Origin of the sequence: Halorubrum sp. CGM5_25_10-8B, from assembly GCF_005435095.1 — an archaeon.
GTDB lineage: Archaea > Halobacteriota > Halobacteria > Halobacteriales > Haloferacaceae > Halorubrum > Halorubrum ezzemoulense.
This window is the reverse complement of the sequence record NZ_SGTY01000006.1, coordinates 78419-101341: the sequence shown is the minus strand read 5'-3', so window position 1 is coordinate 101341 and position 22923 is coordinate 78419. Positions and strand designations below refer to the sequence as shown.

The 22923-nt window shown below is 69.6% G+C and carries 23 protein-coding genes and 2 tRNA genes; 11 read left to right on the top strand and 14 right to left on the bottom strand.

All coding sequences use genetic code 11. The annotated features are described in order from the left end of the window. Nucleotides 1-80: 80 nt before the first annotated feature. Nucleotides 81-1082, bottom strand: coding sequence for a hypothetical protein (locus EXE51_RS07235; RefSeq protein WP_094593341.1), 1002 nt, complete (start codon nucleotides 1080-1082; stop codon nucleotides 81-83). A gap of 148 nt (nucleotides 1083-1230) precedes the next feature. Here EXE51_RS07235 and EXE51_RS07230 point away from each other — a divergent pair, with 148 nt between their 5' ends. After that, on the top strand, nucleotides 1231-1647 hold the full coding sequence (locus tag EXE51_RS07230; RefSeq protein ID WP_137692334.1) for a dual specificity protein phosphatase: 417 nt from the start codon (nucleotides 1231-1233) through the stop codon (nucleotides 1645-1647). Between the two features lie 19 nt (nucleotides 1648-1666). Here EXE51_RS07230 and EXE51_RS07225 read toward each other — a convergent pair. Both EXE51_RS07225 and EXE51_RS07220 read right to left on the bottom strand, forming a co-directional pair. After that, a tRNA-Thr gene (locus tag EXE51_RS07225) sits at nucleotides 1667-1738 on the bottom strand. A gap of 98 nt (nucleotides 1739-1836) precedes the next feature. Continuing rightward, nucleotides 1837-2499, bottom strand: a complete 663-nt coding sequence (locus EXE51_RS07220; RefSeq protein WP_049931667.1) for a hypothetical protein — start codon at nucleotides 2497-2499, stop codon at nucleotides 1837-1839. Between the two features lie 59 nt (nucleotides 2500-2558). Here EXE51_RS07220 and EXE51_RS07215 point away from each other — a divergent pair, with 59 nt between their 5' ends. Both EXE51_RS07215 and EXE51_RS07210 read left to right on the top strand, forming a co-directional pair. Next, complete coding sequence (locus EXE51_RS07215) at nucleotides 2559-3266, top strand: enoyl-CoA hydratase/isomerase family protein (RefSeq protein WP_089308175.1); 708 nt, start codon at nucleotides 2559-2561, stop codon at nucleotides 3264-3266. 98 nt (nucleotides 3267-3364) lie between these two features. Continuing rightward, nucleotides 3365-3435 (top strand) — tRNA-Gly (locus EXE51_RS07210). A gap of 190 nt (nucleotides 3436-3625) precedes the next feature. On the opposite strand, the gene EXE51_RS07205 is transcribed toward EXE51_RS07210, so the two are convergent. Continuing rightward, the gene (locus EXE51_RS07205; protein WP_137692333.1) at nucleotides 3626-5017 is read right to left on the bottom strand and encodes an ABC transporter substrate-binding protein; all 1392 of its coding nucleotides are present in this window, start codon (nucleotides 5015-5017) and stop codon (nucleotides 3626-3628) included. A 275-nt stretch (nucleotides 5018-5292) separates the two neighbouring features. After that, a complete protein-coding gene (locus EXE51_RS07200) occupies nucleotides 5293-6951 on the bottom strand; it encodes a gamma-glutamyltransferase family protein (RefSeq protein ID WP_089308173.1) in 1659 nt (552 codons plus the stop codon). Nucleotides 6952-7183: 232 nt separating this feature from the next. Here EXE51_RS07200 and EXE51_RS07195 point away from each other — a divergent pair, with 232 nt between their 5' ends. The 6 genes from EXE51_RS07195 (at nucleotide 7184) to EXE51_RS07170 (ending at nucleotide 13968) form a co-directional block, all read left to right on the top strand. Further along, entirely contained in the window at nucleotides 7184-8875 is a 1692-nt protein-coding gene (locus tag EXE51_RS07195) for an ABC transporter substrate-binding protein (RefSeq protein ID WP_089308172.1), read from the top strand. A gap of 38 nt (nucleotides 8876-8913) precedes the next feature. Then, complete coding sequence (locus tag EXE51_RS07190) at nucleotides 8914-9864, top strand: ABC transporter permease (RefSeq protein WP_049931661.1); 951 nt, start codon at nucleotides 8914-8916, stop codon at nucleotides 9862-9864. Nucleotides 9865-9867: 3 nt separating this feature from the next. After that, on the top strand, nucleotides 9868-10953 hold the full coding sequence (locus EXE51_RS07185) for an ABC transporter permease (protein ID WP_049931660.1): 1086 nt from the start codon (nucleotides 9868-9870) through the stop codon (nucleotides 10951-10953). Beyond that, the gene (locus EXE51_RS07180; RefSeq protein WP_049931659.1) at nucleotides 10953-12044 is read left to right on the top strand and encodes an ABC transporter ATP-binding protein; all 1092 of its coding nucleotides are present in this window, start codon (nucleotides 10953-10955) and stop codon (nucleotides 12042-12044) included. The genes EXE51_RS07185 and EXE51_RS07180 overlap by 1 nt, the downstream gene beginning before the upstream one ends. Beyond that, entirely contained in the window at nucleotides 12041-13360 is a 1320-nt protein-coding gene (locus EXE51_RS07175; protein WP_089308171.1) for an ABC transporter ATP-binding protein, read from the top strand. The genes EXE51_RS07180 and EXE51_RS07175 overlap by 4 nt, the downstream gene beginning before the upstream one ends. 74 nt (nucleotides 13361-13434) lie before the next feature. Further along, nucleotides 13435-13968 (top strand): hypothetical protein, encoded by a 534-nt coding sequence (locus EXE51_RS07170; protein WP_137692332.1) that lies wholly within the window; start codon nucleotides 13435-13437, stop codon nucleotides 13966-13968. Between the two features lie 25 nt (nucleotides 13969-13993). Here EXE51_RS07170 and EXE51_RS07165 read toward each other — a convergent pair whose 3' ends face one another. Both EXE51_RS07165 and EXE51_RS07160 read right to left on the bottom strand, forming a co-directional pair. After that, the gene (locus EXE51_RS07165; RefSeq protein ID WP_086219299.1) at nucleotides 13994-14350 is read right to left on the bottom strand and encodes a GntR family transcriptional regulator; all 357 of its coding nucleotides are present in this window, start codon (nucleotides 14348-14350) and stop codon (nucleotides 13994-13996) included. A gap of 74 nt (nucleotides 14351-14424) precedes the next feature. Beyond that, nucleotides 14425-14628: a hypothetical protein gene (locus tag EXE51_RS07160; RefSeq protein ID WP_049931656.1), complete on the bottom strand. Its 204-nt coding sequence runs from the start codon at nucleotides 14626-14628 to the stop codon at nucleotides 14425-14427. A 132-nt stretch (nucleotides 14629-14760) separates the two neighbouring features. On the opposite strand from EXE51_RS07160, the gene EXE51_RS07155 reads away from it, so the two are divergent. After that, a complete protein-coding gene (locus EXE51_RS07155; RefSeq protein ID WP_137692331.1) occupies nucleotides 14761-15489 on the top strand; it encodes a hypothetical protein in 729 nt (242 codons plus the stop codon). 659 nt (nucleotides 15490-16148) lie between these two features. Here the strand turns inward: EXE51_RS07155 and EXE51_RS07150 are convergent. Further along, nucleotides 16149-16805 carry an HVO_0476 family zinc finger protein gene (locus EXE51_RS07150; RefSeq protein WP_089308170.1) on the bottom strand — a complete coding sequence of 219 codons (657 nt, stop codon included), beginning with the start codon at nucleotides 16803-16805 and terminating at the stop codon, nucleotides 16149-16151. Nucleotides 16806-16932: 127 nt separating this feature from the next. On the opposite strand from EXE51_RS07150, the gene prs reads away from it, so the two are divergent. After that, on the top strand, nucleotides 16933-17787 hold the full coding sequence (gene prs / locus EXE51_RS07145) for a ribose-phosphate diphosphokinase (protein ID WP_049931651.1): 855 nt from the start codon (nucleotides 16933-16935) through the stop codon (nucleotides 17785-17787). A gap of 13 nt (nucleotides 17788-17800) precedes the next feature. Here the strand turns inward: prs and EXE51_RS07140 are convergent, their stop codons facing one another. The 6 genes from EXE51_RS07140 to EXE51_RS07115 form a co-directional block, all read right to left on the bottom strand. Then, nucleotides 17801-18364, bottom strand: a complete 564-nt coding sequence (locus EXE51_RS07140) for a maltose acetyltransferase domain-containing protein (RefSeq protein WP_137692330.1) — start codon at nucleotides 18362-18364, stop codon at nucleotides 17801-17803. A gap of 87 nt (nucleotides 18365-18451) precedes the next feature. Continuing rightward, complete coding sequence (locus EXE51_RS07135) at nucleotides 18452-19591, bottom strand: ATP-NAD kinase family protein (protein WP_137692329.1); 1140 nt, start codon at nucleotides 19589-19591, stop codon at nucleotides 18452-18454. 488 nt (nucleotides 19592-20079) lie between these two features. Next, a complete protein-coding gene (locus tag EXE51_RS07130; protein ID WP_089308168.1) occupies nucleotides 20080-20778 on the bottom strand; it encodes a molybdopterin-binding protein in 699 nt (232 codons plus the stop codon). Nucleotides 20779-20856: 78 nt separating this feature from the next. Further along, nucleotides 20857-21639: a DUF5803 family protein gene (locus tag EXE51_RS07125; RefSeq protein WP_137692328.1), complete on the bottom strand. Its 783-nt coding sequence runs from the start codon at nucleotides 21637-21639 to the stop codon at nucleotides 20857-20859. An 11-nt stretch (nucleotides 21640-21650) separates the two neighbouring features. Next, nucleotides 21651-22346 carry a DUF2110 family protein gene (locus EXE51_RS07120; RefSeq protein ID WP_049931645.1) on the bottom strand — a complete coding sequence of 232 codons (696 nt, stop codon included), beginning with the start codon at nucleotides 22344-22346 and terminating at the stop codon, nucleotides 21651-21653. Continuing rightward, nucleotides 22346-22870 carry a transcription factor gene (locus EXE51_RS07115; RefSeq protein ID WP_049931644.1) on the bottom strand — a complete coding sequence of 175 codons (525 nt, stop codon included), beginning with the start codon at nucleotides 22868-22870 and terminating at the stop codon, nucleotides 22346-22348. Before EXE51_RS07115 ends, EXE51_RS07120 begins: the two co-directional genes overlap by 1 nt. Between the last annotated feature and the right edge of the window lie 53 nt (nucleotides 22871-22923).

Here is a 22923-nt window from a genome sequence, read left to right as displayed (position 1 = left end):
CCGAGCGCAAAAGGATGCGGGTCGCCGAGGCGGCCCGGGGTCTCGCCGACCGCGGGTTCACGCCTCGGGACCGCCCCGGCTCATGCCTCCGGGACAAACACGTTCATCGACGGCGTCTGGATCCCTTGGAACTTGTTTTTCCAGTTGTACGCGATGTTCAGCACGCGCCGCCGGTCGCCCGGCGGTCCCGTCACCACGCTCACGGAGGTCCCGTCTTCCGGGATCTCGACGCGGGTGTCCCGCCAGTCGAACCCGGCGAGCAGTTCCGAGGGGTTCTCGACCGACACCGTCCCGCTGTTCCTGTTCACCTCGTAGAGGCGGTAGGCGTCGGCTTCGAGCAGCCGCTTGATCTCTTCAAGATCGTCGTCGAAGTGTGCTTCGAGCGCGTCGGCGGTGTGGTAGCCGCAGACGATCAGGTGCGCGAACGTCTCGACGTTGCGCGGGTTCTGCTCGGCCTCGCGGAGGTGGTCGAAGTACGCGAGTTTCTCCTCGCGGTCGAGGTCGAGGATCGCGTTGACGATCCGGGCCGCCTCGCGCTCTCCCTCCGTCGCGTCCGAGTCCGCGAGGACCTCGTCCGCCCGCGACCCCGTGTTCTGCCCCCGCGAGACGTCGAGGACGTTCTTGAGGTGTTTCGCGCGGTCGTACACCGCCGACTTGTACGACCAGTCGCGGACGTCGTCCGGGTAGCCGTCGAACTCGCGAAGGAGCGCCTCGCGGTCCTCGGGGAACCCGATCTCCTCGCGGAAGTCGCTCCACGCCGTCGCGTCCTCGAAGAGCCCGAACTGCGTCAGCGTGTCCTGCCCGAGGTTCGCCCGCGTGCCGCCGCTCGCGACGAACTTGGCCTCGACGAACGTCTCCCCGTCGGGCGACTCGACGATCAGATCGCCCAGCGAGTCGTAGGAGTTGCCGGCGTGGCGAACCGCGGTCAGGTCGGGGAAGTCGCTCCGGAGCCGGTCGGCGAGCGCCTCGCCGAGATCGGGTCGCCCCCGCTCTTCGAGGTCGGCGTCCGGCTCCGCGCCGTTCGCGAGCTGCGCCGTCAGCTTCTCCGTGGCCTCGACCCAGCCGCGCTCGTGTTTGCCCATGTGGCGTGTCGGTCGGCGACGGGAGATAAAGGAACCGCGTACGGGCGGCGAGCTCCCGACCGCCGTCGGTCGTCGGATAAACCGCGCCGCGAACGAGGTGCGTTTAATTCGGTCGCGTCCGAACGGCCGGCCAACGGCGTGTGTAAAAATGGATGAGGTCGCCCCCGGGCTCCTCGTGGGGACGATGTCGGACGCCGAAGACGAGTCGCTGCTCCGGCGCCGCGGCGTCGACGCCGTCGTGACGCTGACGTACGACGACCCGGACACCGGCGCCGTCGCTCGCGTCGACACGCCGATGACGGACGGGCCGCGAAACGAGTACGAGGCGTTCGCCGCCGCCGCGGAGACGGTCGTGGAGCGGCGCGAGGCCGGACAGCGCGTCCTGGTTCACTGCTCGGCCGGCGCCTCCCGCAGCCCGGCGGTCGCCGCGGCGGCGATGGCGCGACTGACGGACCGGGGCCTCGACGAGGCGTTCGAGCAGGTGCTCGCGCGGCGATCCGAAGTCGACCCGCACGACGCGCTGGTCCGGCGGGCGGCGACGTTCGTAACCGAAGGTAGCGAATGAGCGGCGAGGTCGCAGGAAGAGCCTAGGCCGAGATTTGAACTCGGGGTCTCGTCCTTACCAAGGACGCGCTTTACCGCTAAGCTACCCAGGCACGCACTCAGTCGTTGACCGGATTCGACTTTATGGGTTTCGATCCGCGGGCGCGACGTCCGGGAATCGGGACCGGTTCCGGCGTCGTCCCCGATCCGGTCACCGATCGGTCGCGCTGACGGCGCGATCCGAGATATCGGCGATACGGTCGGCGGTCGTCTCAGGTAGCGCCCGGCCCGCGGGCGGGAACTCGCCGTCGCAGTCGGCCGCGAGGTCGCGGGCGTACGCGAGGAGTTCCTCGGGCGGGTCGCCGCCGACCGCCGTGGTCCCGGCGACGACGGCGAGTTCCAGCGCGTCGACCTCCAGGTTGCGGTCGAGCCCGACCGCCGTCTCGGCGTCCGTCCCCTCGCGGTCGCGGAGCGTCTGGTCGCGGCCGAACGCGCGCACCACGTCGACCGCGGGGCGGGCGGCGTCGGTACACGCCAGGAGCGAGAAGCCGCGGGAGACGAGCACGTCGGCAGCGAGGATGTCCATGTCCGCGTCGATGTCGGCGGCGGTCGGCGCGGTCACCCACGGCTCCTCGCGGGCCACCGTACGGGTGAGCCGCAACCCCTCGTAGATGAGCTGTACGCCGGCGGCGCGATCGGTCACGTCGCCGAGCTCGACGTCGGGGTCGAGCGCGCGAGCGGTGACCAGCGCCAGCACGCCGGGGGTCACCGCCGCCTCGCCGATTCGCGCGTCGAGGGCCTCGCGGAGCTGTTCGGGCTCGACGTCCGCGAGCGCCTCGCGCGCGGCGTCACGCGCTCGCGCGGCATCGTCCATTGGTAACCGGTAGACGAGCGAAGGGCAAAGACCTTTGGAAACGAACGGGATTCCGTCCCGTGATCCGAACCCGAACCGACGGCGACGTGCGCGTCGTCACGCTCGACCGCCCCGAAGCGCGCAACGCGCTGCGCCCCGCCGACCTGACCGCCTTGCGCGAGGCCTTCGAACCGCCCGCGGCCGGCCCCCGGGCGCCGGTGACGTACCTCCGCGGCGCGGGCGACGCCTTCTGCGCCGGCGCCGACCTCGACGCGGTCGCGGCGCTCGACGACCCGGAGACGTTCGCGCGGCGGGGCCAGCGCGTGGCCGCCGCGATCGAGGACTCGCCGTCGGCCGTCGTCTGCGGGGTCGACGGTCCCGCCCGCGGCGGCGGCGTCGAACTGGCGCTGGCGGCGGACGTGCGCGTCGCGACGCCGCGGGCGACGTTCGCCGAGCCGGGGGTCTCCCTCGGTCTGTTCGGCGCGTGGGGCGGAACGGTGCGACTACCGCGGGTGATGGGCGAGGGGGAGGCGCTCGACGTCGCGCTCTCGGGACGGGTACTCGACGCAGAGGCCGCCCTCCGGACCGGGCTTGTCTCGCGCGTCGTCGACGACCCCAGATCGGTGGCCGACGAGATAGCGGCGGGCGAGGCCGACGCGCTGGCGGCGATCAAGCGCCGGCTCCGCGACCGTCGGGACGACGGGGCACAGGAGCGCGCGGAGGCCGCGGCGTTCGCCGACCTTCATGACGCCCACGCCGACGAGATCGCGCGACAGCGCGAGCGGTGAGGTGGCCGCCGCGGCGTCACCGCACCGTCCACGTCGCCCGGCAGTCTCGATCTCAAAGACTTAAGTGAGTCTCTAAACAAGAGACGAGTGCGAAGCACGCACCGGTAGTGTAGTGGTATCACGCAACCTTGCCATGGTTGCAACCCGAGTTCAAATCTCGGCCGGTGCACTTCCTGCGATCGTGCCCCGGCCTGACTCCCGCTCGCTTCATTTGCGGGAGTCCCGGCCGGTGTATTTTCTGAGCGAAGCGAGGAAATTACCGAGAGTGATTTGAACGCTATCAGTTGCGGTTCAACTCTCTCAGAACCGGCCGGCGCGGTTCACGTGCGAAAAACCGGAACGGGTCTCCGTCGAGGTTCCTACTGGTTCAGCACGCTCGACCACTGGCTGGTGTACGTCGCCTGGTTCGGCTCGAACGAGACGCGCTCGGTAATCGTCCCGTCGCGCTCCTCGAAGGCGTTCACGTACGACTCCTCCAGCGACTGGCCGTAGGCGTCGTTGAGGTACAGCGTCCCTGAACTCGCCGCGCCGACCGTGTCGCTGACGGCGAGGTCGGCCATCGCGGGCCCCTGAAGCAGGTCGGAGGGCGCGGTCCGGAAGATGTAGTCGTTGTCCTCCAGATCGGTCACGTTCGGGTCGGTCGAGGACGGCGAGATGCCGACGACGCCGTTCGGGATGAACACCTGGTCCGAGACCTGGAGGTTAACGTTCGACGACGCCGGGCCCACGACGGCGCCGTAGCCCGCGTTGACGATGGCGTTCGCGCCCGAGATACCGGCCTGCGGGTCCGTCTGCGTGTCCTCAACTCGGGTCTCGACGTCGACGTTGATCCCCGCGTCGTTGACCTGCGTCGCCGCGAGCAGGGCGCCGTCGCGGATCGGGACGCCGAGCGGACCGAGGTCACCCGTCTCCGGCATCAACACGCCGATTCGCGCGGTGAACGAGTCGACGCCGACCGGGTCCGCGGCGGTCGCGTTCCGGTCCTCCTCGGAGAGTTCGTTGCCGAACTCGACGGTGTCGAGGGTGACGAGTTCGCCGTCTTGGAAGTCGACGATGTCGTACGCGGCGGTGGCGATGTCGCCGTTGACGTCGAAGTTGACGCCCGAGGACGCGCCCACGTAGTGGACCGGATCGCCGGCGGCGACCGTCTCGACGGCCTCGGGGAGGTCCGCGGGGCCGAACTCGTCGCCGCCGGGATTAGCGACGGTCCGGACGCGGTCGCGGATCGCCTCGCCGCTGTTCTCGCCCGCGGCGGTCGCCGCGAGGATCTCGACCGCCATCGCGTCGTACGCCTGCGCCGTGAACACGCCCGGCTCCTCGCCGTACTCCTCCTGATACGACTCGGTGAAGAACTCCGCGCCGGGACCGCCGGCCGAGGGCGCGGTGCCGATGACGTTGTTCATGTCGTTGTCGACCTCGCCGGGCAGGTCGCTGTCGATCAGCCCGTCGGGGACGATGATGTCGAGGTCGGGCGCGCTGTCGGCGAAGTCCGAGTAGAAGTCGCGGAACAGCTGGATACCGGACTGCGGGAACCCGACGACCATCACGGCGTCCGGGACGCTGCTCTGGTCGCCGCCGTCGGACCCGTCGGAGCCGTCGTCCCCGTCCATCCCGTCGCCGCCGTCGTCTCCGTCAGACCCGTCGCCGCCGTCGGACCCGTCGCCGCTCTCCGTCGAGCAACCGGCGAGCCCCGCGATGCCGACCGCGCCGGCGCCCTTGAGTACGTCGCGTCGCTGGATTCTTCGCTTCATCCTGTGAGCGAATACCATGCGAGCCATTATAAGTGTATCCACGACCACAAATACCACACCCGCGAACTCCCCGGATTCAGACGGCTCCTCTCGCGGTCTGGGAGGCTTACGGTGCGTCTCGGGCCGGACCGGCGGCGACCGGAAACGCGGGTCGTTCCCGCTCGCTGATAGGTGGTCGGGGGCGCGTGACGGAACGCGAACGGGACGCCCCGTCGAACCGGGATCGGCCGCCGTGGCGACGGGGACTCGACCGCACCTCGCCGCCACCCGTCGGCTCAGTACCCCTGCGCGTTCCCGTCCTTCCGGGGTTCGGTGGCGGCCGAGAGGACCCCGTCGCGGTTGCGAGCGATCTGCGCGCCGCCGAACATGACCGGCGAGAGCGTCCGCACGTCGTGATCCTTCCGGACCAGTTTGGCTGCGGCGTCGTCGTCGAAGTGAGGTTCGAGCGCGAGTTCGCCGCCCTCGCGGTAGCGCCACCGCGGCTCGTCGAGCGCGCGCTGGAGGGGCATATCGTAGTCGACCAGATTCGAGATCACCTGGACGTGGCCCTGCGGCTGCATGTACCCGCCCATCACGCCGAACGCCGCCCAGTCGTCCTCGTCGAACCGGACCACGCCAGGGATGAGGGTGTGGAAGGGGCGCTTGCCTGGTTCGAGGCTGTTCGGGTGGTCCGGGTCGAGCGAGAACGAGGCCCCGCGGTTCTGGAGCGCGATGCCGGTGTCGCCCGCGACGAGCCCGGAGCCGAAGCCGGCGAACCGCGAGTTGATGTAGGAGACGACGTTCCCGGCGTCGTCGGCGACCGTGAGCAGCACGGTGTCGGCGTCCTCCGCGTTCGCGTTCGGCACCCCGAAGGAGACGTCGTGCGAGGCGGTCTCGCCGACGCGGGCGGCGCGCTCGGCGGCCCAGTCGGCCGACGCGAGCGGGGGGATCTCCTCGTACTCCGGGTCGGTGATGTAACGGTGGCCGTCGTGGAAGGCTCGCTTCAATGCCTCGGCGAAGTAGTGGACGCGCTCGGGGGAGTCGTAGTCGTGCTCGCCCGCGCCCAGTTCGGCGGCGACGTTGAGCGCCTCCAGCGCGATGAGCCCCTGATTGTTCGGCGGTAGCTCGTACACCTCGGCGCCGTTGTACGTCGTCGACACCGGCTCCGGCCACTCGACCTCGAACTCGGCGAGGTCGTCGACGGTCATGAACCCACCCTGCGACTGGACCTCGTCGGCGATCGCCTCGGCGATCTCGCCCTCGTAGACGGCGTCCGCGCCCTCCTCTGCGATCGTCTCCATCGACTCGCCGAGCCGCGGGAGCGTCACCGTCTGGCCGACGGCCGGCGGCTCGCCGTCGAACAGGAACGCCTCGCGGGCGTGGTCGTCGGTGAACAGCGCGTCGGCGCTCGCCCAGTAGGAGGCGATCACCTCGGACACCGGGTACCCCTCGGTCGCGTACCGGATCGCCGGCGCGAGCGCGTCGGCGAGCGTGAGCCGACCCAGCTTCTCGACGGTCGCCTCCCAGCCGCGGGCCGTTCCCGGGACGGTGACCGCGTGCGGCCCGTAGAACGGCATCTCGGCCTCGCCGGCGTCGTCGACCGCGTAGCCGCCGTCGTCCGGGTAGTAGGAGTCGGCGTCGTCGTCCTCGGCGAGCGCCGCCCGCACACTTTCGATCGTCGCGTCGGCGGGCGCGCCGCCGCAGGAGCGCATCGCGCCGACCTCGCCGTCGGCGGTCCGGTACAGCGCGAACACGTCGCCGCCGAGCCCGGTCGAGGTCGGCTCGACGACGTTGAGCGCGGCGGCGGTCGCGACCGCCGCGTCGAACGCGTTGCCCCCCTCGCGTAACACCTCGATCCCCGCCTGGCTCGCGAGCGGCTGGCTTGTCGCCACCACGCCGCGCTCGCCGTACACGGTCGACCGCCGCGAGGTGAATCGGTCTAAGTCCGGATCCATACTCTCGATCCGGTCGCCCGGCACATAAACATCGATCCGGATCTATCCGGTCTGTTCGCTCCCGACCGAACGATCTGCCACCGGAAGGCGGGGCTCGGTCGCGCTTCGCCAGACAATAGTGAACGATCATGTCAATACGTCCAATTGTCACCGAATCGGTCAATTACTGTACGGATGACGACCTGATGTACTGAATAGAATAGTTTTTAACGACCGACGTGTACGTGTTGGTATGTCTCACTCTGACAACGGACAGACGAAATCGGCAGCGACTCGCCGACGGGTTCTCGCCGCAATGGGCGGTGCGAGCGTCGTCGGCCTCGCAGGTTGTGTCGGCGGCGACGGCGGCGACGGGTCCGACGGTGGCGACGGCACGAACGAGTTCGTCGCGTCGGCGGCCGCGAACCCGGGCACGTTCGACCCGACGATCATCACGGACGCGACCTCCAACTCCGTCGTCGGCACCATGGCCTACGAGCGGTTGGTCGCGCTGACGTTCGACTACTCCGAGTTCCGGGGCGAACTCGCCTCCAGCTACGAGCAGGTCGACGACACCACGTTCCGGTTCCAGCTCCGCGAGGGGGTCACGTTCCATAACGGCGACGAGTTCACCGCCGAGGACGTTCAGTTCTCCATCAACCGGACGAGCGGCACGACGAACGACGCCGACGTCTCCTTCATCGAGAACGTCGAGATACTCGGCGACTACGAGGTCGAAATCACCTCGACCGACCCGCACGCGCCGTTCTTGAACGACCTCGCCGCGGTCCCGATCCTCACGAGCAAGACCGACGCGATCAGCGAAAGCCCGGAACAGGACGACCACTCGTTCACCGAGCAGACCCTCGGTACCGGACCGTGGGAGCTGGAGGAGTTCTCGGCCGAGGACCGAGCCGTCCTCGTCCCCTACGACGACTACTGGTACGACGGCGACGACTACCCCGGCACGGCGCCGTGGGACCGGGTCACGATCCGGGTCATCCCGGAGCAGGTCTCGCAGGAGGAGGCGATGGCCGCCGGCGAGCTCGACATGATCGACAACGCGGCGCCCTTCGAGCTCGACCAGTGGGAGAACCAGACCGGCGAGGTCGTCACCGGCAGCGCTGTCGGGTTCGACTTCATCACCTATCCGGTCAACCAGAGCCCGTTCACCAACGAGAAGCTCCGCCGCGGGATGACCCGGTTACTCCCGAAGTCCGACGTCATCGAGGCCGTCTTCGGCGGCTATGCGACGGAGCTCGCCGGCCCGATCAGCCCCGGTCTCGGAGCGTTCTGGGACCCCGAGCACGAGCAGAACCTCCTCGACGAGTACGTCGGCCAGGACGAGGAGGAGGGCCTCCGGCTCATCGGCGAGGCGTTCGAGGAGGAGGGCATCGAGGCGCCGTTCGACGTCTCCTTCATCACCAACGTCAACCGGACCCGCGAGCGGTGGATGGAGATCATCCAGCAGACGATGGACGAGACCGAGTACTTCAACGCGGAGCTCGACGTCCGCGCCTTCGACGACCTCGTCCCGTTCCTGCTCGACCCCGAGGGCGCCGCGGCCAGCACCGACGTCGTCGGCATCGGCTGGACGGGCGGCTCCGACCCGGACGGCCACATCAACCAGCTGCTCCACTCCAGCCAGCACGTCCCCGACGGATTCAACTGGAACCTCTACGAGAACGAGGAGATGGACTCGCTGATCACCGAGGGGCAGACGACCCTCGGCGCCGAGGAGCGACTCCCGATCTACCAGGACATCCAAGAGCTCGTCGCGCAGGAGGTCCCGATGGCGAACATGTGGACCGGCGACGTGATCGACGTGCTCAACCCGGCCAACGTCGAGTCTGTCGACCAGTGGAGCCCGCACCCGAACGCGAGCAACCGGTACAACACGCTGTACAAGCCGCACCTCGACGAGATCGTGTACCCGGCGGAGTAACGGTCTCAAACATCCGATAGCGCCCTCAATTCACCCCGATGAGTCTCCAACGATTTGTCATTAAACGCAGCCTGATAACCATCCCGCTGCTGCTCGGGATATCCCTGCTCACCTTCGGGATGGTCCACGCCATTCCCGGCGACCCGATCGACTTCATCACGCTGTTCACGGAGCTCGATCCGCAGACGGAGATGGAGATCCGGGCCGAGTACGGCCTCGACCAGCCGGTGTACATCCAGTACATCGACTGGGTCACCAGCGCGGCGACCGGCGACTTCGGCCGGTCGATCATCACCCGCGACCCGGTGATAAACGAGATCATGGAGCGGCTCCCGTACACGCTCGTGATGGGGATCATGGCGTTCGGCGTCACGCTCGCCACGGCGATCCCGACCGGCGTGATCGCGGCGTACTACCGCAACACCAAGATCGATCAGGCCAGCCGCGTGTTCGCGCTGCTCGGGATCGCGATCCCGAACTTCCTGCTCGGCCTGCTGCTGCTCTTGATCTTCGCGAGCTGGCTCGACCTGTTCCCCATCCTGCCGCCCACCAGTAAGGGGATCCTCAGCTACGACATGCTGGTGTACACCCTGTTGCCGGCGATCACCATCGGGACCGGTTCCACGGCTCTGCTGATGCGACTGATGCGGTCCTCGATGGTGGAGGAACTCGACAAAGACTACGTCCGGACGGCGCGCGCGAAGGGGCTCCCGGAGCGGACGGTCGTCCGGAAACACGTCCTGCGGAACTCGCTGATCTCCGTCGTCACCGTGGCGGCGATCCAGGTCGCGTTCATCATCAGCGGCTCCGTCGTCGTCGAGATCGTCTTCTCGTATCCGGGTATCGGACGGCTGCTCGTCGATCGGGTGGGTAACCGCGACTTCCCGGTCATCCAGGCGATCGTCCTCCTGATCGGCGTCGCCGTGATACTCGCGAACTTCGTCGCCGACGTGCTCTACGCGTACCTCGATCCCAGAATCCGATACTAGATAATGTCAAGCGAAACCTCACAGCGGACGACGGAACGCGGACGAATACGGGTCTCCGGCTTCGACGTCGAGCGCGTCGACTCCCGGGACCCGCTCTCCTCGTGGCAGCCCGACCTCCAGTCGGAGGAGGGGCGCGGTCGCCTCGAGTACGCGTGGATGCGGTTCAAACGGAACCGCCTCGCGCTGTTCGGTGCGGCCACAATCGTCTTCATGGTGCTGCTCGCGGTGTTCTCCCGTCCGATCCAGCTCCCGACTAGCTTCCCGGTGCTGGCCGGAGAGACGGTCCAGCCGTTCTCGCTCGCGCCGGCCGACCCCGCGAACCAAGACGTGATCACCGGGTACCGGGAGCCCACCCTGGAGAACCTCCTCACTTGGCCGCCCACCGGACTCTACCTGTTCGGCGCCGACTGGGCCGGCCGCGACATCCTCTCGCGGGTGATGTACGGCGGGCGCTGGAGCCTCTCGATCGGCTTCATCGCCGTCGCCATGGCCCTCCTCGTCGGGATCCCGCTCGGCTCGATCGCGGGGTACTACGGCGGCAAGATCGACGAGATCATCATGCGCCTCGTCGACCTGCTGTACGCGTTCCCGTTCATCGTGCTCGCGATCGCGGTCATCGCCGTCCTCGGTCGCGGCTACTGGGAGATGATCCTCGCCCTGGTCGTCGTCGGGTGGCTCCCGTACGCCCGCATCATCCGTGGCGAGATCCTGAGCGTGAAGGAGAACGAGTACGTCACCGCGGCGAAGGCGCTCGGCTCCCGCGACCGCTCGATCATCGCGCGGCACATCCTCCCGAACGCCATGGCGCCGGTGATCGTTCAGGCGACGCTCAGCATCGGCACCACGGTGCTCGTCGCCGCGGCGCTCGGGTTCATCGGGCTCGGCCTGTCCCCGGCGAGCGCGGAGTGGGGCGTCATGCTCAACGTCGAGCAGGACGCGATCGCCCGCGGCCGCTGGTGGGCCGGGCTGTTCCCGGGCCTCGCCATCTTCGTCTTCGTGATGGCGATCAACCTCGTCGGCGACGGCGTCCGCGACGCGTTCGACCCGCAGGGCGACCAGACCGACACCGACACCGGGGGGCTCCGCTGATGGCGATGCTCGAAGTCGAGGACCTCAACGTGCGGTTCTACACCGACGACGGGGTCGTCAAGGCGACGAACGACCTCTCGTACCGGATCGAGGCCGGCGAGCGGTTCGGCGTCGTCGGCGAGAGCGGGGCCGGGAAGAGCGTCACGAGCCTCGCGCTGATGCGCCTCATCGACGAGCCGGGCGTCATCGAGAGCGGCGAGATCCGGTTCAAGGGCCAGAACATCTTGGAGATGGACGAAGAGGAGATGCGCGAACTCCGCGGCAACGAGATCGCGATGATCTTCCAGGACGCCGGGACCGCGCTGAACCCGTCGTACACGGTGGGCGAGCAGATCTCGGAGGCGATCCGGTACCACATCGGGCTCGACGAGGAAGCGGCGCGCGAGCGCGCCATCGAGACGCTGGAGTCGGTCGGGATCCCCTCGGCCGCCGAGCGGTACAGCGACTACCCGCACGAGTTCTCCGGCGGGATGCAACAGCGCGTCGTGATCGCGATCGCGCTGTCGTGCGACCCCGACCTGATCATCGCCGACGAGCCGACCACCGCGCTCGACGTCACCATCGAGGCGCAGATCCTCGAACTGCTGGAGGAGGTCGCGACCGAGTTCGACACCGCCATCCAGCTCATCACCCACGACCTCGGCGTCGTCGCCGAGTTCTGTGACCGGGTCATGGTGATGTACGCCGGCCACCCGGTGGAGATGGCGCCGGTCGAGGACGTGTACTACGACCCGCAACACCCGTACACCGTCGGGCTGATGAGCTCCATCCCGCGTATCGGCGACGAGCGCGACCGGCTCCAGACGATCCCGGGCCGGATGCCGGACCTGATCGAGATGCCGCCGGGCTGTAACTTCCACCCCCGGTGTCCGTACGCCGAGGAGTCGTGTACCCGCATGGAGCCCCAGCTCGTCGACGTCGAGACGGGAGAGCCCGCGGACCCGATCAACAGCGACGCGCAGAGCGCCGCGTGTCTCGCACACACCGGCGAACTCACCGGCGAACTCGACTACGAGGTGACCGTCCGCGGCGAGGACGACCCGGTCGGGTCGGGCGACGCGGCGAGCTCAGCGGGGGTGAGCGACCGATGAGCGGCTCCGAGCCGCTCCTCCGCGTCGAGGGGCTCGAGAAGTACTACGAGTCCGAGAGCGACTTCATCGACCGGCTCCTCGGCCGGCAGAAGAAGGTGAAGGCGGTCGACGGGGTCTCCTTCGAGATCGAAGCGGGAGAGACGCTGGGGCTGGTCGGCGAGAGCGGCTGCGGGAAGAGCAGCATCGGCCGGTCGATCCTCCAGCTCCGCGAGCCGACCGCCGGCTCGGTGTACTTCAAGGGCGAGGACATCACGACGTTCTCCGACAGGGAGCTCCGGGATCTGCGAAAAGAGATGCAGATAATCTTCCAGAACCCGCAGTCGAGCCTCAACCCGCGGCTGACGGTGAACGACATCATCGGAGAGGCGCTCGACATCCACGGGATCGAGGGGGGCGTCTCCCGCGACGCCCGGATCAAGGAACTGCTCGACCGCGTCGGGCTCAACGCGAGCCACGCCAACCGGTACCCGCACGAGTTCTCCGGCGGACAGCTCCAGCGGATCGGGATCGCCCGCGCGCTCGCCGTGGACCCCGACTTCATCGTCTGCGACGAGCCCGTCTCGGCGCTCGACGTGTCGGTCCAGGCCCAGATCCTCAACCTGTTGGAGGACCTCCAAGACGAGCTTGGGATCGCGTACCTGTTCATCGCGCACGACCTCTCCGTCGTCGAGCACATCGCCGACGAGATCGCCGTCATGTACCTCGGCAAGATGGCCGAGATCGGCACGCCAGAGGAGCTGTTCGCGCCGCCGCAACACCCGTACACCGAGGCGCTGCTGTCGGCGATCCCGGAGCCGGACCCGCTGTGGGAGGGCGACCGGATCCTGCTGGAGGGGTCGGTTCCCTCCCCGATCGATCCCCCGTCCGGCTGTAAGTTCCACACGCGGTGTCCCCGCGTCATCCCGCCCTCGGACTACGAGTTCGAGCAGGCGGAGTGGCGCGCGGTCATGTCGCTCCGCCACCGCGCCCGCGAGGAGGACATCGCCGTCGAGACGTTCGACGCCGGCGAGAGCGCGCTGATGGAGGCGCTCCGCGAGGAGCTCGACCTCCCATCGACGCTGTCGGACCCGGAGGCAGAGGAAGTGGTCCAAGAGGCGCTCCGGCTGGTCGCCGACGAGGAGTTCGAGCACGCCGAGCGGGTGCTCGACGAGACGTTCGACACGCCCTGCTCGACGGACGAACCGGTGCTCCGCCAGACCGACGCGGGGCGCGTCGCGTGTCACCTCTTCGACCCGGCTTACGAAGCCGGGCCGACCGAGGGGGCGGCGCCCGACGACGGTACCGCCCCCGGCTCGGCCGCGAGCGGCGACGACTGACCCCGGTCCGTCGTCCCTCCCGCCCGGGAGCGGCCCGACGACACGCTTATTCCTCCCGGCGGGAACCTCCACGCATGCCTCGCTCACGTCGGCGGGACGGCGTCGACCGCTCCGACGACGACCCGTTCCGGCCGAATGAGTCCGTCGAACGCCACCGCCCTCAGGCCGCCAAGACGCTCCCGGCGGCGACGCTCACACGGTGGCTGCTCCCGGCGCGGCTTCACCGCTGGGCCGTCTCCGTCAGCGTCGACACGCCGGCGACCGTGTACGAAGCGGGCGAGCCGATCCCGGTGGCGATTGAGCTCCGGAACCCGCTTCCGGTCCCGGTAACCGTTCGGACGCGGTCCCCGGTCCCGTGGACGTGGCACGTCGACGGGCACCGCGACGCGTCACAGGTGTCCGAACCGCTCCCGGAGTCGGAAGCGCGGTTCACGCTCGACCGCGGGGAGCGGCGACGGTTCACCCGGCGGTGGCAGCAGAGCTTCCAGGTCTCGGAGACGGAGTGGCGGCCCGCCGACCGCGGGGAACACACGATCGGCGCCGGGCTTGCCGTGGACGACCCCGCCGGAAAAGGCGTCTACGACGAGACGACCGTCCGGATCGAGTGAACCGCGTCCGGGGCGCCGCAGGGCCTCACTCGTCGTCGCTCGGGATGTCTATCTCTTCCTGATGGTAACGCTCGGTCGCGAGCTCCGCGACCGCCCGGAGCGCCTCGGTGAGATCGTCCGATTCGTCGAGCGTGTATCGGTCGGGGTCGCGCCCCTCGGTCCGATCGATCTCCAGGATTCCGAACCGTTCGAGTCCGTCGAGCGCCTCGTGGACGACAGTCCGGTCGACGCCCGCGCCCTCGGCGATCCGATCGACCGGCAGCGGCTCGGACGCGTAAAATAGCGCCGCGACAACCCGCGCCCGCACTCGGTTCGTGAACAGGAGGGCGAGCCCGTTCTCCGCCACGAGCCGCGTGTACTCGTCGGTCGATTGCTCGTCCATACCCGCCGTTCACGAGCGAGCGGCATGACGGCTTCGGAACGGGCGAGTCCGCGGCGGCGCCCGCCGACCCCGCGTCACTCCTCGAACTCGGCGTAGTGACGCACAAGCCCGCACTCCGGACACATCACGGTCGTCAGCTCCTTGCGCTCGTTCATGCCGAGCTTCCCGAGGAGCCCTGACCGCTTCTCGCCGGTCCTGACGTGCGCGTTCCACGCGTCGCCCATGCTGAACTCGACCTCCTCCATCGTGACGCCACAGTCCGGACAGCGGTGGTCCATGGGGGTCGACTCGTGCGGCGACCTGAAAACGGTTCGTCCGCTCGGCGGCCGAGCGACGCTGTTCCCCGGGCGCCGAGCCACCCGGGTCGAGTGATCAGACTCTTTCGACGCCGGGGCGATCGGGCCGTAGGGATGACTCGCCGGGCCGACCTCGATCGCTTCTACGACCTGTTCGACGACCTCGCGCGCCGGGTCGGCGGACCGCGGAAGCTCAAGGAGTGTACCGGGTACATGGACTGGCCCGACCGGGGCGTCTACTTCTTCCTCGCCCCGGGCGAAACGCGCGCTTCGACCGACCAGTCACGCGTCACCCGCGTGGGGACGCACGCGGTGTCCGCGGGGAGCAGCACGACCCTCTGGGACAGACTGAAACAGCACTACGGCACGGGTAGCGGAAGTTCAAACCATCCTCACGGCGGCGCTCACCGCGCGTCCGTATATCGCAAGCGCGTCGGTGAAGCGATCATCGAGAAGTACGGCCTCCGCGAGGACTACCCCGACTGGGACGAGCGGTGGCCGGGCGTCGACCGCGGGCGAGCGGCGGTCCGCGACGAGGAGTACGCCCTCGAACGGCGCGTGAGCGCGTTCGTCCGCGAACAGCCGTTCCTCTGGGTGCCCCTCGACGACGAACCCGGCGCGGATAGCGACCGGCGCGTTCTCGAACGGAACTCTATCGCCCTCCTGAGCAACTTCGATCGGGAGCCGGTCGATCCCCGGCGGACCGACTGGATCGGGCGACACAGCCGGAGCCGTGCGATCCGCGAGTCGGGACTCTGGAACGTGGATCACGCCGACGAACAGTACGACGGCGGCTTCCTCGGACTATTCGCGGACGCCGTCGACGACGCGACGCCGCCGTAGTCGGTCGTCAGGCTACTCCCGTCGTCATCGCGGCGCCGCACTCTCGGCGACTGTGAGCGTGGTTCACTCGCGGTCGTCTCCAGTCGAACTGTACGGATGGAAAGGCTGGCCTCGGCACTCATAGGGCTCGTCGTCGCCGGGTGCCGAGTCCGGCTCGGAGCGGTGATTCGTCATCGGCCGCTCGTCGGTAGTCGCGCCGTTGAATAAAAGGATCCGGCCGCGCCGTCAGTGCGACGACCCGGCGTACTCGTTCCAGCGGTCGGTCCCGTTCGCGATCCGCCGGGTGTCCGACGGGTCGAACGTCTCCGCCGCCTGCGCGACAGCCTCCGCGGCGGTCGGAAGGTCGTCCGGAGCGTCGGTTGCGGCCGAGTCAGCGGATGGACCCGATCGGTCGGTGGGCTGTTCGGTCGGCGTCGCCTCGCGCGTGCTCGGACCGCCGGGACCGGTCGTCGTCCCCGCCGTCGAGCGTGCGTCAGTCGTGTACTACGGGTGGCACGTCACAGGCAACGTGCGTATCCTTCATAATTGTTTATGTTAGTATGAGGATCGCCGCGGGGAGTAGTCGCGGCCGTCGGCGACTCAGCGATCGGCGATCAGTCTCGCCGAGCCGACGGTACGGTGATCGCCTCCTACCGGGCCGACGGTACGGTGATCGTCTCCTACCAGGCCGACCACGCGGCGAGCGTCTCGTCGCGGGCGTAGATCCGCTTGAGGTCCTTCGCGTAGGCGAGGTCGCCGGGGTGGTCGAGTTTCTCGTGGCGGTACTCGGGCGCGTCCTCACGGATGTGGAGCCCCTCGACGGTGAACTCCTCCTCGCCGAACTCCACCGTCTCGTCGACGGTGAACTCGTAGTCGCCGGGGACGTTCACTCGCAGCGACCGGGTCTGGTCCGCGTCCCCGTCCTTCGGGTGGAGCGTGACCGGGACCGCGACGTTGTCGACCGCGCGGGTCCACAGCGTCTCCACGTCCGTGATGTCCGCTTCCTCGACGCGGTTCTCGGGACCGAGTTCGATCCCCGTGATCCGCACCTGCATCAGCGCCTCGTCGGTGTCGACGACGAACTCCTCGCCGGTGCCCACGTCGCCTTCGGCGGGCACGTCCATCGTCGTGGTGAACGAGTCGCCGTCCTGCGAGACGACGACCGTCACGGCGACGGTCTCGTCCTCGGGGATCTCGGTCTTGTGGGTGTGGTCGCACTCGGTACAGCGCACGGTGGCCTGCCCGCCCGGGCTGAGGACCTCGTGGACGGTCGGCTCGGCGGGCGAACACGACGGGCAGGGGAGCCCGACGCGCGCGCCGGCTTCGGTGTCAGTCATTGGGCGCTCGTACCCGCCGCGCCCGTAAATATCCGCCCCTGTGGGGGCGGTGTGGGTCGCGCTCGCGTGGCGCGCGGCGTCGCGCGGTAAGGAAACTGGTTTACCGGAGTCCGCGGAACGGTCGCCCATGATCGTACCCGGGTCCAGCTCGCAGCAGCTCGCGGCGGCGCTCGCCGCGGAGACGGGCCGGGCGCTCGCGACCCCGACCTACGACCGGTTCCCGGATGGGGAGGGGCTCGCCGCGGTGCCCGACTTCGACGCCGACGAGGCCGTGATCGTCGCCGCGACCGACTCCGACGAGGCGTGGGTCGAACTGCTCCAGCTCCAGGACGCCGTCCGCGAGGCCGGCGCGACGGACGTGACCACCGTTGTCCCCTATATGGGGTACGCCCGCCAGGACGACTCCTTCGGCGACGGAGAACCCGTCTCCGCCCGCGCGATGGCGAAGGCGATCTCGACCGGGACCGACCGCGTCCGCCTCGTCAACCCCCACGAGTCGACCGTCGCCGACTTCTTCGACGTCCCTGTCGAGGCGGTCGACGCGGCCGGCGTCCTCGCCGACCCGCTCCCCGCCGACCTCGACGACCCGCTCTTCCTCGCGCCCGACGAGGGCGCCACCGACGTGGCCGCGGCCGTCCGCGACGCGTACGGTGCCGGCGAGACGGACTACTTCGAGAAGCACCGCGACCGCGAGACCGGTGCCGTCGCGGTGTCGCCCTCCGACGCGAGCGTCGCCGACCGCGACGTGGTCGTCGTCGACGACATCATCGCGACCGGGTCGACGATGAGCGAGTCGGTCGCCGTCCTCACCGACCGCGGTGCGGCGCGGGTGCTGACCGCCTGCGTCCACCCGGTGCTCGCCGCCAACGCGGTGACGAAGCTCCGCGCCGCCGGCGTCGACCGGATCCTCGGCAGCGACACCGTCGAGCGCGGCTGTAGCGTCGTCAGCGTCGCGCCGGCGCTGGCCGACGCGCTGGACTGACGCCGCGTAACGGTCACTCGTCGTCGATTTCTCGGATCTCCTCGGCCGGGTTGCCGCCGACCACCGTCCGCGCCGGCACGTCGTCGACGACGACGGCTCCCGCGGCGACGACCGCGCCGTCCCCGATCTCGACCCCGGGCGTGATCACCGCCCGTCCCCCGATCCAGGCGTCGTCGCCGACGGTCACGGGGTCGCCGAACTCGCGGCCCGCGGCGCGCTCCGCGGGGTCGATCGGGTGCGTCGCGGTGTACACGTGGACCCCCGGCCCGAGCAGGCAGTTCTTGCCGAACGCGACCGGCGCGACGTCTAGGACGACGCAGCCGTAGTTCGCGAAGAAGCCGTCGCCGACCCCGACGTTGTAGCCGTAGTCGCAGCGGAACGGCGGCACGACGGTCGCGTCGCCCTCGACGGCTCCGAACAGCTCGGAGAGCAGGCGGTCGCGGCGGTCGGCCTCCGTCGGCGCGGTGGCGTTGTACCGGCGACAGCGGTCCCGCGCGCGCTTACGATCGGCGACCAGCTCGGGAGCCGAGGGGTCGTACGCCTCGCCGGCCAACATCCGTTCCTTCTCGCGTTCCATACGGCCTCCGGCGCAGCCACCGACAAAGGGCTGTCCGTCTCCGCGGAGTCGAGCGCGGCCGGCGTTCGGCGACCCTCCGGGTGGAGTTCAGACGATCTTCATCATCCGCGTCTCGAACTTCCCGACGCGGACGCGAACCCACCCCGCCAGTTCCTCGTCGAGGGCGGGATCGTCGGTGTCGACGCGGAGCGCGCGCACGTCGTCGAGCTTCGCGCGCGAGGCGACGATCCGGAGGTCGCAGCGCCGGATCACGGCCGGCGATACCTGCGGGTTGCCGCGGCCGAAGACGAACCCCTGCCCGCCGATCGGCGAGACGACGATCACGTTCTCCTCGCCGAGCGCGCCGAGGATCTCCGCCTCCGTGGCATCCCGCACCACCACCTCGCCGTCGCGCCAGACGTCGACGCCGATCGGGGAGGGATCGAAGCCGAGCTCGTCCTTGATCGCGCCGACGGTCGACCCCGGGCCGAGGACGAACGCGACGCCCTCGCCGTCGCGCTCGCGGATGTCGGCCGCGACCCCCTCCGCCAGCGACTCGACGGTCCCGCTCGCCGTCTGCTTGGAGGACTGGAGGTCGTCGGCGACCGGCACGTGCGCGACACCCCGCAGCTCCGGGTGGACCTCGCCCTCGCGGTAGGCGTCCTCGTCGATGTCCATCACCTCGCGGCGCTCGGTCCGCGAGAACGAGGCGGCGACCTCGGCGGCGTCCTCCGGCGACACCGCGAACACCGACGAGTACACCTTCACGCCGGCGGGGACGCCGAGCATCGGCACGTCGGTCCCCTCCAGCGCCGCCGCGACGTCCGCCGCGGTGCCGTCGCCGCCGACGAACAGGACGAGGTCGACGGGGTCGGCGGGGGCGGTCGCGTCGCCCCGAGCCCCGGTCCCTCCGCCTCCGTCGATCCCCGCGAACGCCCGGACGACCGCCGCGGTGTGCGCCGCGGTCGTCGCCGTCGACGCCGGCGGCTCGCCGTCGAACGGGTCGACGACGCGGGCCGGGTCGAAGCCCGCCCCGCGGACGACCGACTCGCCCATTGGGTCCGCGGCTACGGAGACGGCGGCGTCGGGTTCCACCGCGGCCAGTCGCTCCAGCATCCGCCGCGCCCGGTCCGGCGCCCGCGGCTCCGCGCCGCGCTCGACCGCCTCGGTCACCTTCCCGTCGGTCCCCTTCAGTCCGACGCGGCCGCCCATCCCGGCGACCGGGTTCACCGCGATCCCCACGTGCATGACAAATAGTTCGCCGCGCCGGCCCCTTAAGCGAGACGCGTCCGGGTCGGAGCGCGCGGGCGCCCGGAACCGTCGGTCGGACCGGCACATAAAGGCCCTCAACACCGGGACACGGCACTCAACACGTGTCCGCTCGTAGTTGTCACCGCCGGTGGAACGAGCCCGCCATCGGTAACCTGCTCGTCTCATCGGGACTGGATCCCTCCCGCGGTAGCTGCCACACGCCCACGTCTCCCGGTCCCGTTTTCGTACCCCTGCCGCGGTGCTCGTCCGTCGGTCTGCCCCCTCTCGTCCGAGAATCAATACTTAAGGCGCCCCCAGAACAACGCCGAGATATGATCCTCGAAGCCGCCGTGACGGAGCCGCTGCCGATCAGCGCGACCGCGGGCGCGATCCTGCTCGCGAGCCTCGCCCTCGTCGTCGTGTGGATCGCGTACCTCTACCGGTAGCCCCGCCTCGGCCGCCGACCGTCTGCCCTCCCTACACGCTCAGGCGGACCGCTCCTCGACCGCGTCGGTCCGCTCGCGGATCCACGCCGCCGCGCGCTCGGCCTCCGCCTCGCTCTCGGCCGTGATCTTCACGGTCACGACCTCGCCCGGATACGAGCCGACCCGCACGTCGAACCGCTCGCGCAGCGACGCGAACCGGTCGAGCAGATCGCTCTCCGGCTCGTCGACGTCGACCGTGAGCACGTGGGTCGGCGTCCCCGCGAACTCGTCTTCGACCAGATCGAACATCGCTTTCATCTCGTCCGGGACTCCCGGAAGGACGTAGACGGACTCGACGACGGCGCCCGGCGCCACCCCGGCCTCGTTCGGCAGCGGTCGGCAGTCGGCCGGGAGGTGCGTCGTCTCGGCGGCGAGGTCGTCGCCGCTGTACCCGCGGTCGGCGAGCCACGCGGTCGCCTCCGCGTTCGCTTCGAGGCCGCGCCCGAACGCGGCCGCGACCGCCTCCATCGTCACGTCGTCGTGCGTCGGCCCGAGCCCGCCGGTGACAATCACCGCGTCGTACTCGGCGTGGTACTCGTTGACGACGCGCGCGATCTCGGCGACCTCGTCCGGGACGACGGTCACCCGCCGGACCGCGACCCCCCGGGCGTCGAGGCGGTCGCAGAGCCAGGTGGCGTTCGTGTTCTCGGTGTCGCCGACGAGGAGCTCGTCCCCGACGGTGACGACGGCGGCGTTCATACCAGTCTCAAGCGGCGCGTGGTAGAAAAGGACCGCGGCGCGGGCTGACGCCCCGACGACGGCGGCCGGTCGCGCCCGTTAGAGCAGGCCGTCATCGTCGTCGTCGTCCTCGTAGACGCCCAGTCCGAGGTCGCGGCGGCGCTGGCGGAGCGCCTCCAGCTGTCGCCGGAAGTAGAGCGTCCCGGCGACCGCGGCGACCGCGCCGATGACGAGGATGACGCCGAACACCACGAGGTCGCCCTCGCGGTACGACTGGACGACGATCGAGCCGCTCGTCACCTCCTCCCAGACGATCCGGTCGCGGTCGCCGACCGTCTCAACCGCGTGATCGCGCGGCGACACGTGGCCGACGATCGGCACCTCCGTGCTGAACTGCGGCGGCAGCGTCACCGCGTACGACCCCTCGACGTACGCGCGCATGCTGAACCGTCGCGGGGACCCGGCACCGGCGAAGGCCGCCTTCCCGCCGCTCATGTCGTCGGCGAAGCGGATCCAGGTCTCGTCGGTCGTGCGCTCGATCTCGCCGCCGCGGGCCCGGAACTCGCTGCCCGTGATCACTTCCCCGTCGGGGTACCGGTAGCGGAACGCCTCGAACTCCAGCGGCTGGTCGCCGGCGTACGGCGTCTGCCGGTACAGCCGGATCTCCTCCCGGTCGTCGACCGCGTACACGACGGTGTACCTGGCGTCCGTGGTGAGGTTGAACGCGGCGTCGCGGTCCGTGTCAAAGTCGTACCCGTGCGGCGGCTCGGCGTCGAGTGTCTCGTTCGTCACCTCGCCGCCGCCGGTCGCGTAGCCGAGACAGCCGGCGCTGACCGCGAGGAGAGCGATCGCCGCCACCGCGAGCGCGAAGCGTCTGTTCACGTGTGATCAGGTTAGACGACGCAGCGCATCTCGGCCGGGAGGTACGAGCCGATGGCGGCGAGCAGTCCCGGCGGGTCGGTCCCTTCCGCGCAGACGATGCTCTGTTCGAGGAGTCCCAACCGCTCGACGGTGACGATGTCCTGCGCGTGGCCCGCGCGGTTCACCGTCGCCCGCGTCTCGCCGCGGGTCGCCGAGTTGACGTTCACCCGGCCGTCGCCGCGCTGCCAGTCGTACAGCCGGTCGCGCTCGGCGTCGGCGAGCCGGCTCTGGTCCGCGTCCGGGTCGCCCGGATCGCCGCCGTAGACGAACCGCACCGGGAGGTGCTGGACGAGCCCGAACCGCTCGACGACCTGCTCCGGCGAGCCGACGCCGAGCCCCAGCTCGTCGGCGGGGACGAACACGTCGACGCCGGCGTCGAGGGTGATACCCACGTCGTCCCACGATTCGAGGGTTCCGACGTACGTCTCGCCCGCTTCGAGGCCGCCGTCGTGGGCGACGACCTCGCCCCACGTCTCCCCGAGGACGTTGCGCGCGACCGGGGCGTCCTCCCCGGTCACGTCCACTTGGACGAACTCGTCGTCCCGAACGCCCACCTGCCAGTCGACGTCGAGTTCGCCGACGTCGTTGGCGACGAGCGAGTCCATGCCGTCGAGCGCGCGGTCGCGGGCGTCGCCCTCGACGTAGCACTTGGTTGCGAGGACGACCATCAGGCGGTCACGTCCGCGTTGAGCTCGTCGCGCAGCTCCTCGATGCGCCGGTCCATCGCCTCGCGGAGCCGGTCGTTCTCCATCGCCTCCAGCGGCGAGCCGCACTCGGGGCACTCGAAGCCGAAGTCCATCGCCTCGCCGAACTCGAAGCGGATCGAACACACCTCACAGAGGTAGAACTCGTGGGTGCGCTCGTACTCCTCGCGCTCCTCTAGAGCCTCGAGCAGTCGGTACATCTCTTCCTGGAGGTTCTCCGGGATGTTGTCGTAGTGGAACGTCCACAGGTACGTGAGCCAGCCGGAGTCCTCGTCGCGGACGCGGCGGTACGTCGCCAGGTCGTTCTCGTACAGGATGAACAGCGCGCGCCGCACGTCGTTGAGCTCCAAGCCGAGCTCCTCGGCCAGCTCCTCGTCGGTGACCTCGCCGTCGGGCGGCGCGGCCGCGACCGGCATCCCCGTCGGTCCCACCAGCTCGTGGAGGTACTTCTGGATGACGGGGTCGTTCAGTAGATCCTCAAAAGCCATTACGGGAAACTGGTGGTGGAATCCGGTTAAAACCTCCGAAAGGCGCGGTCGCG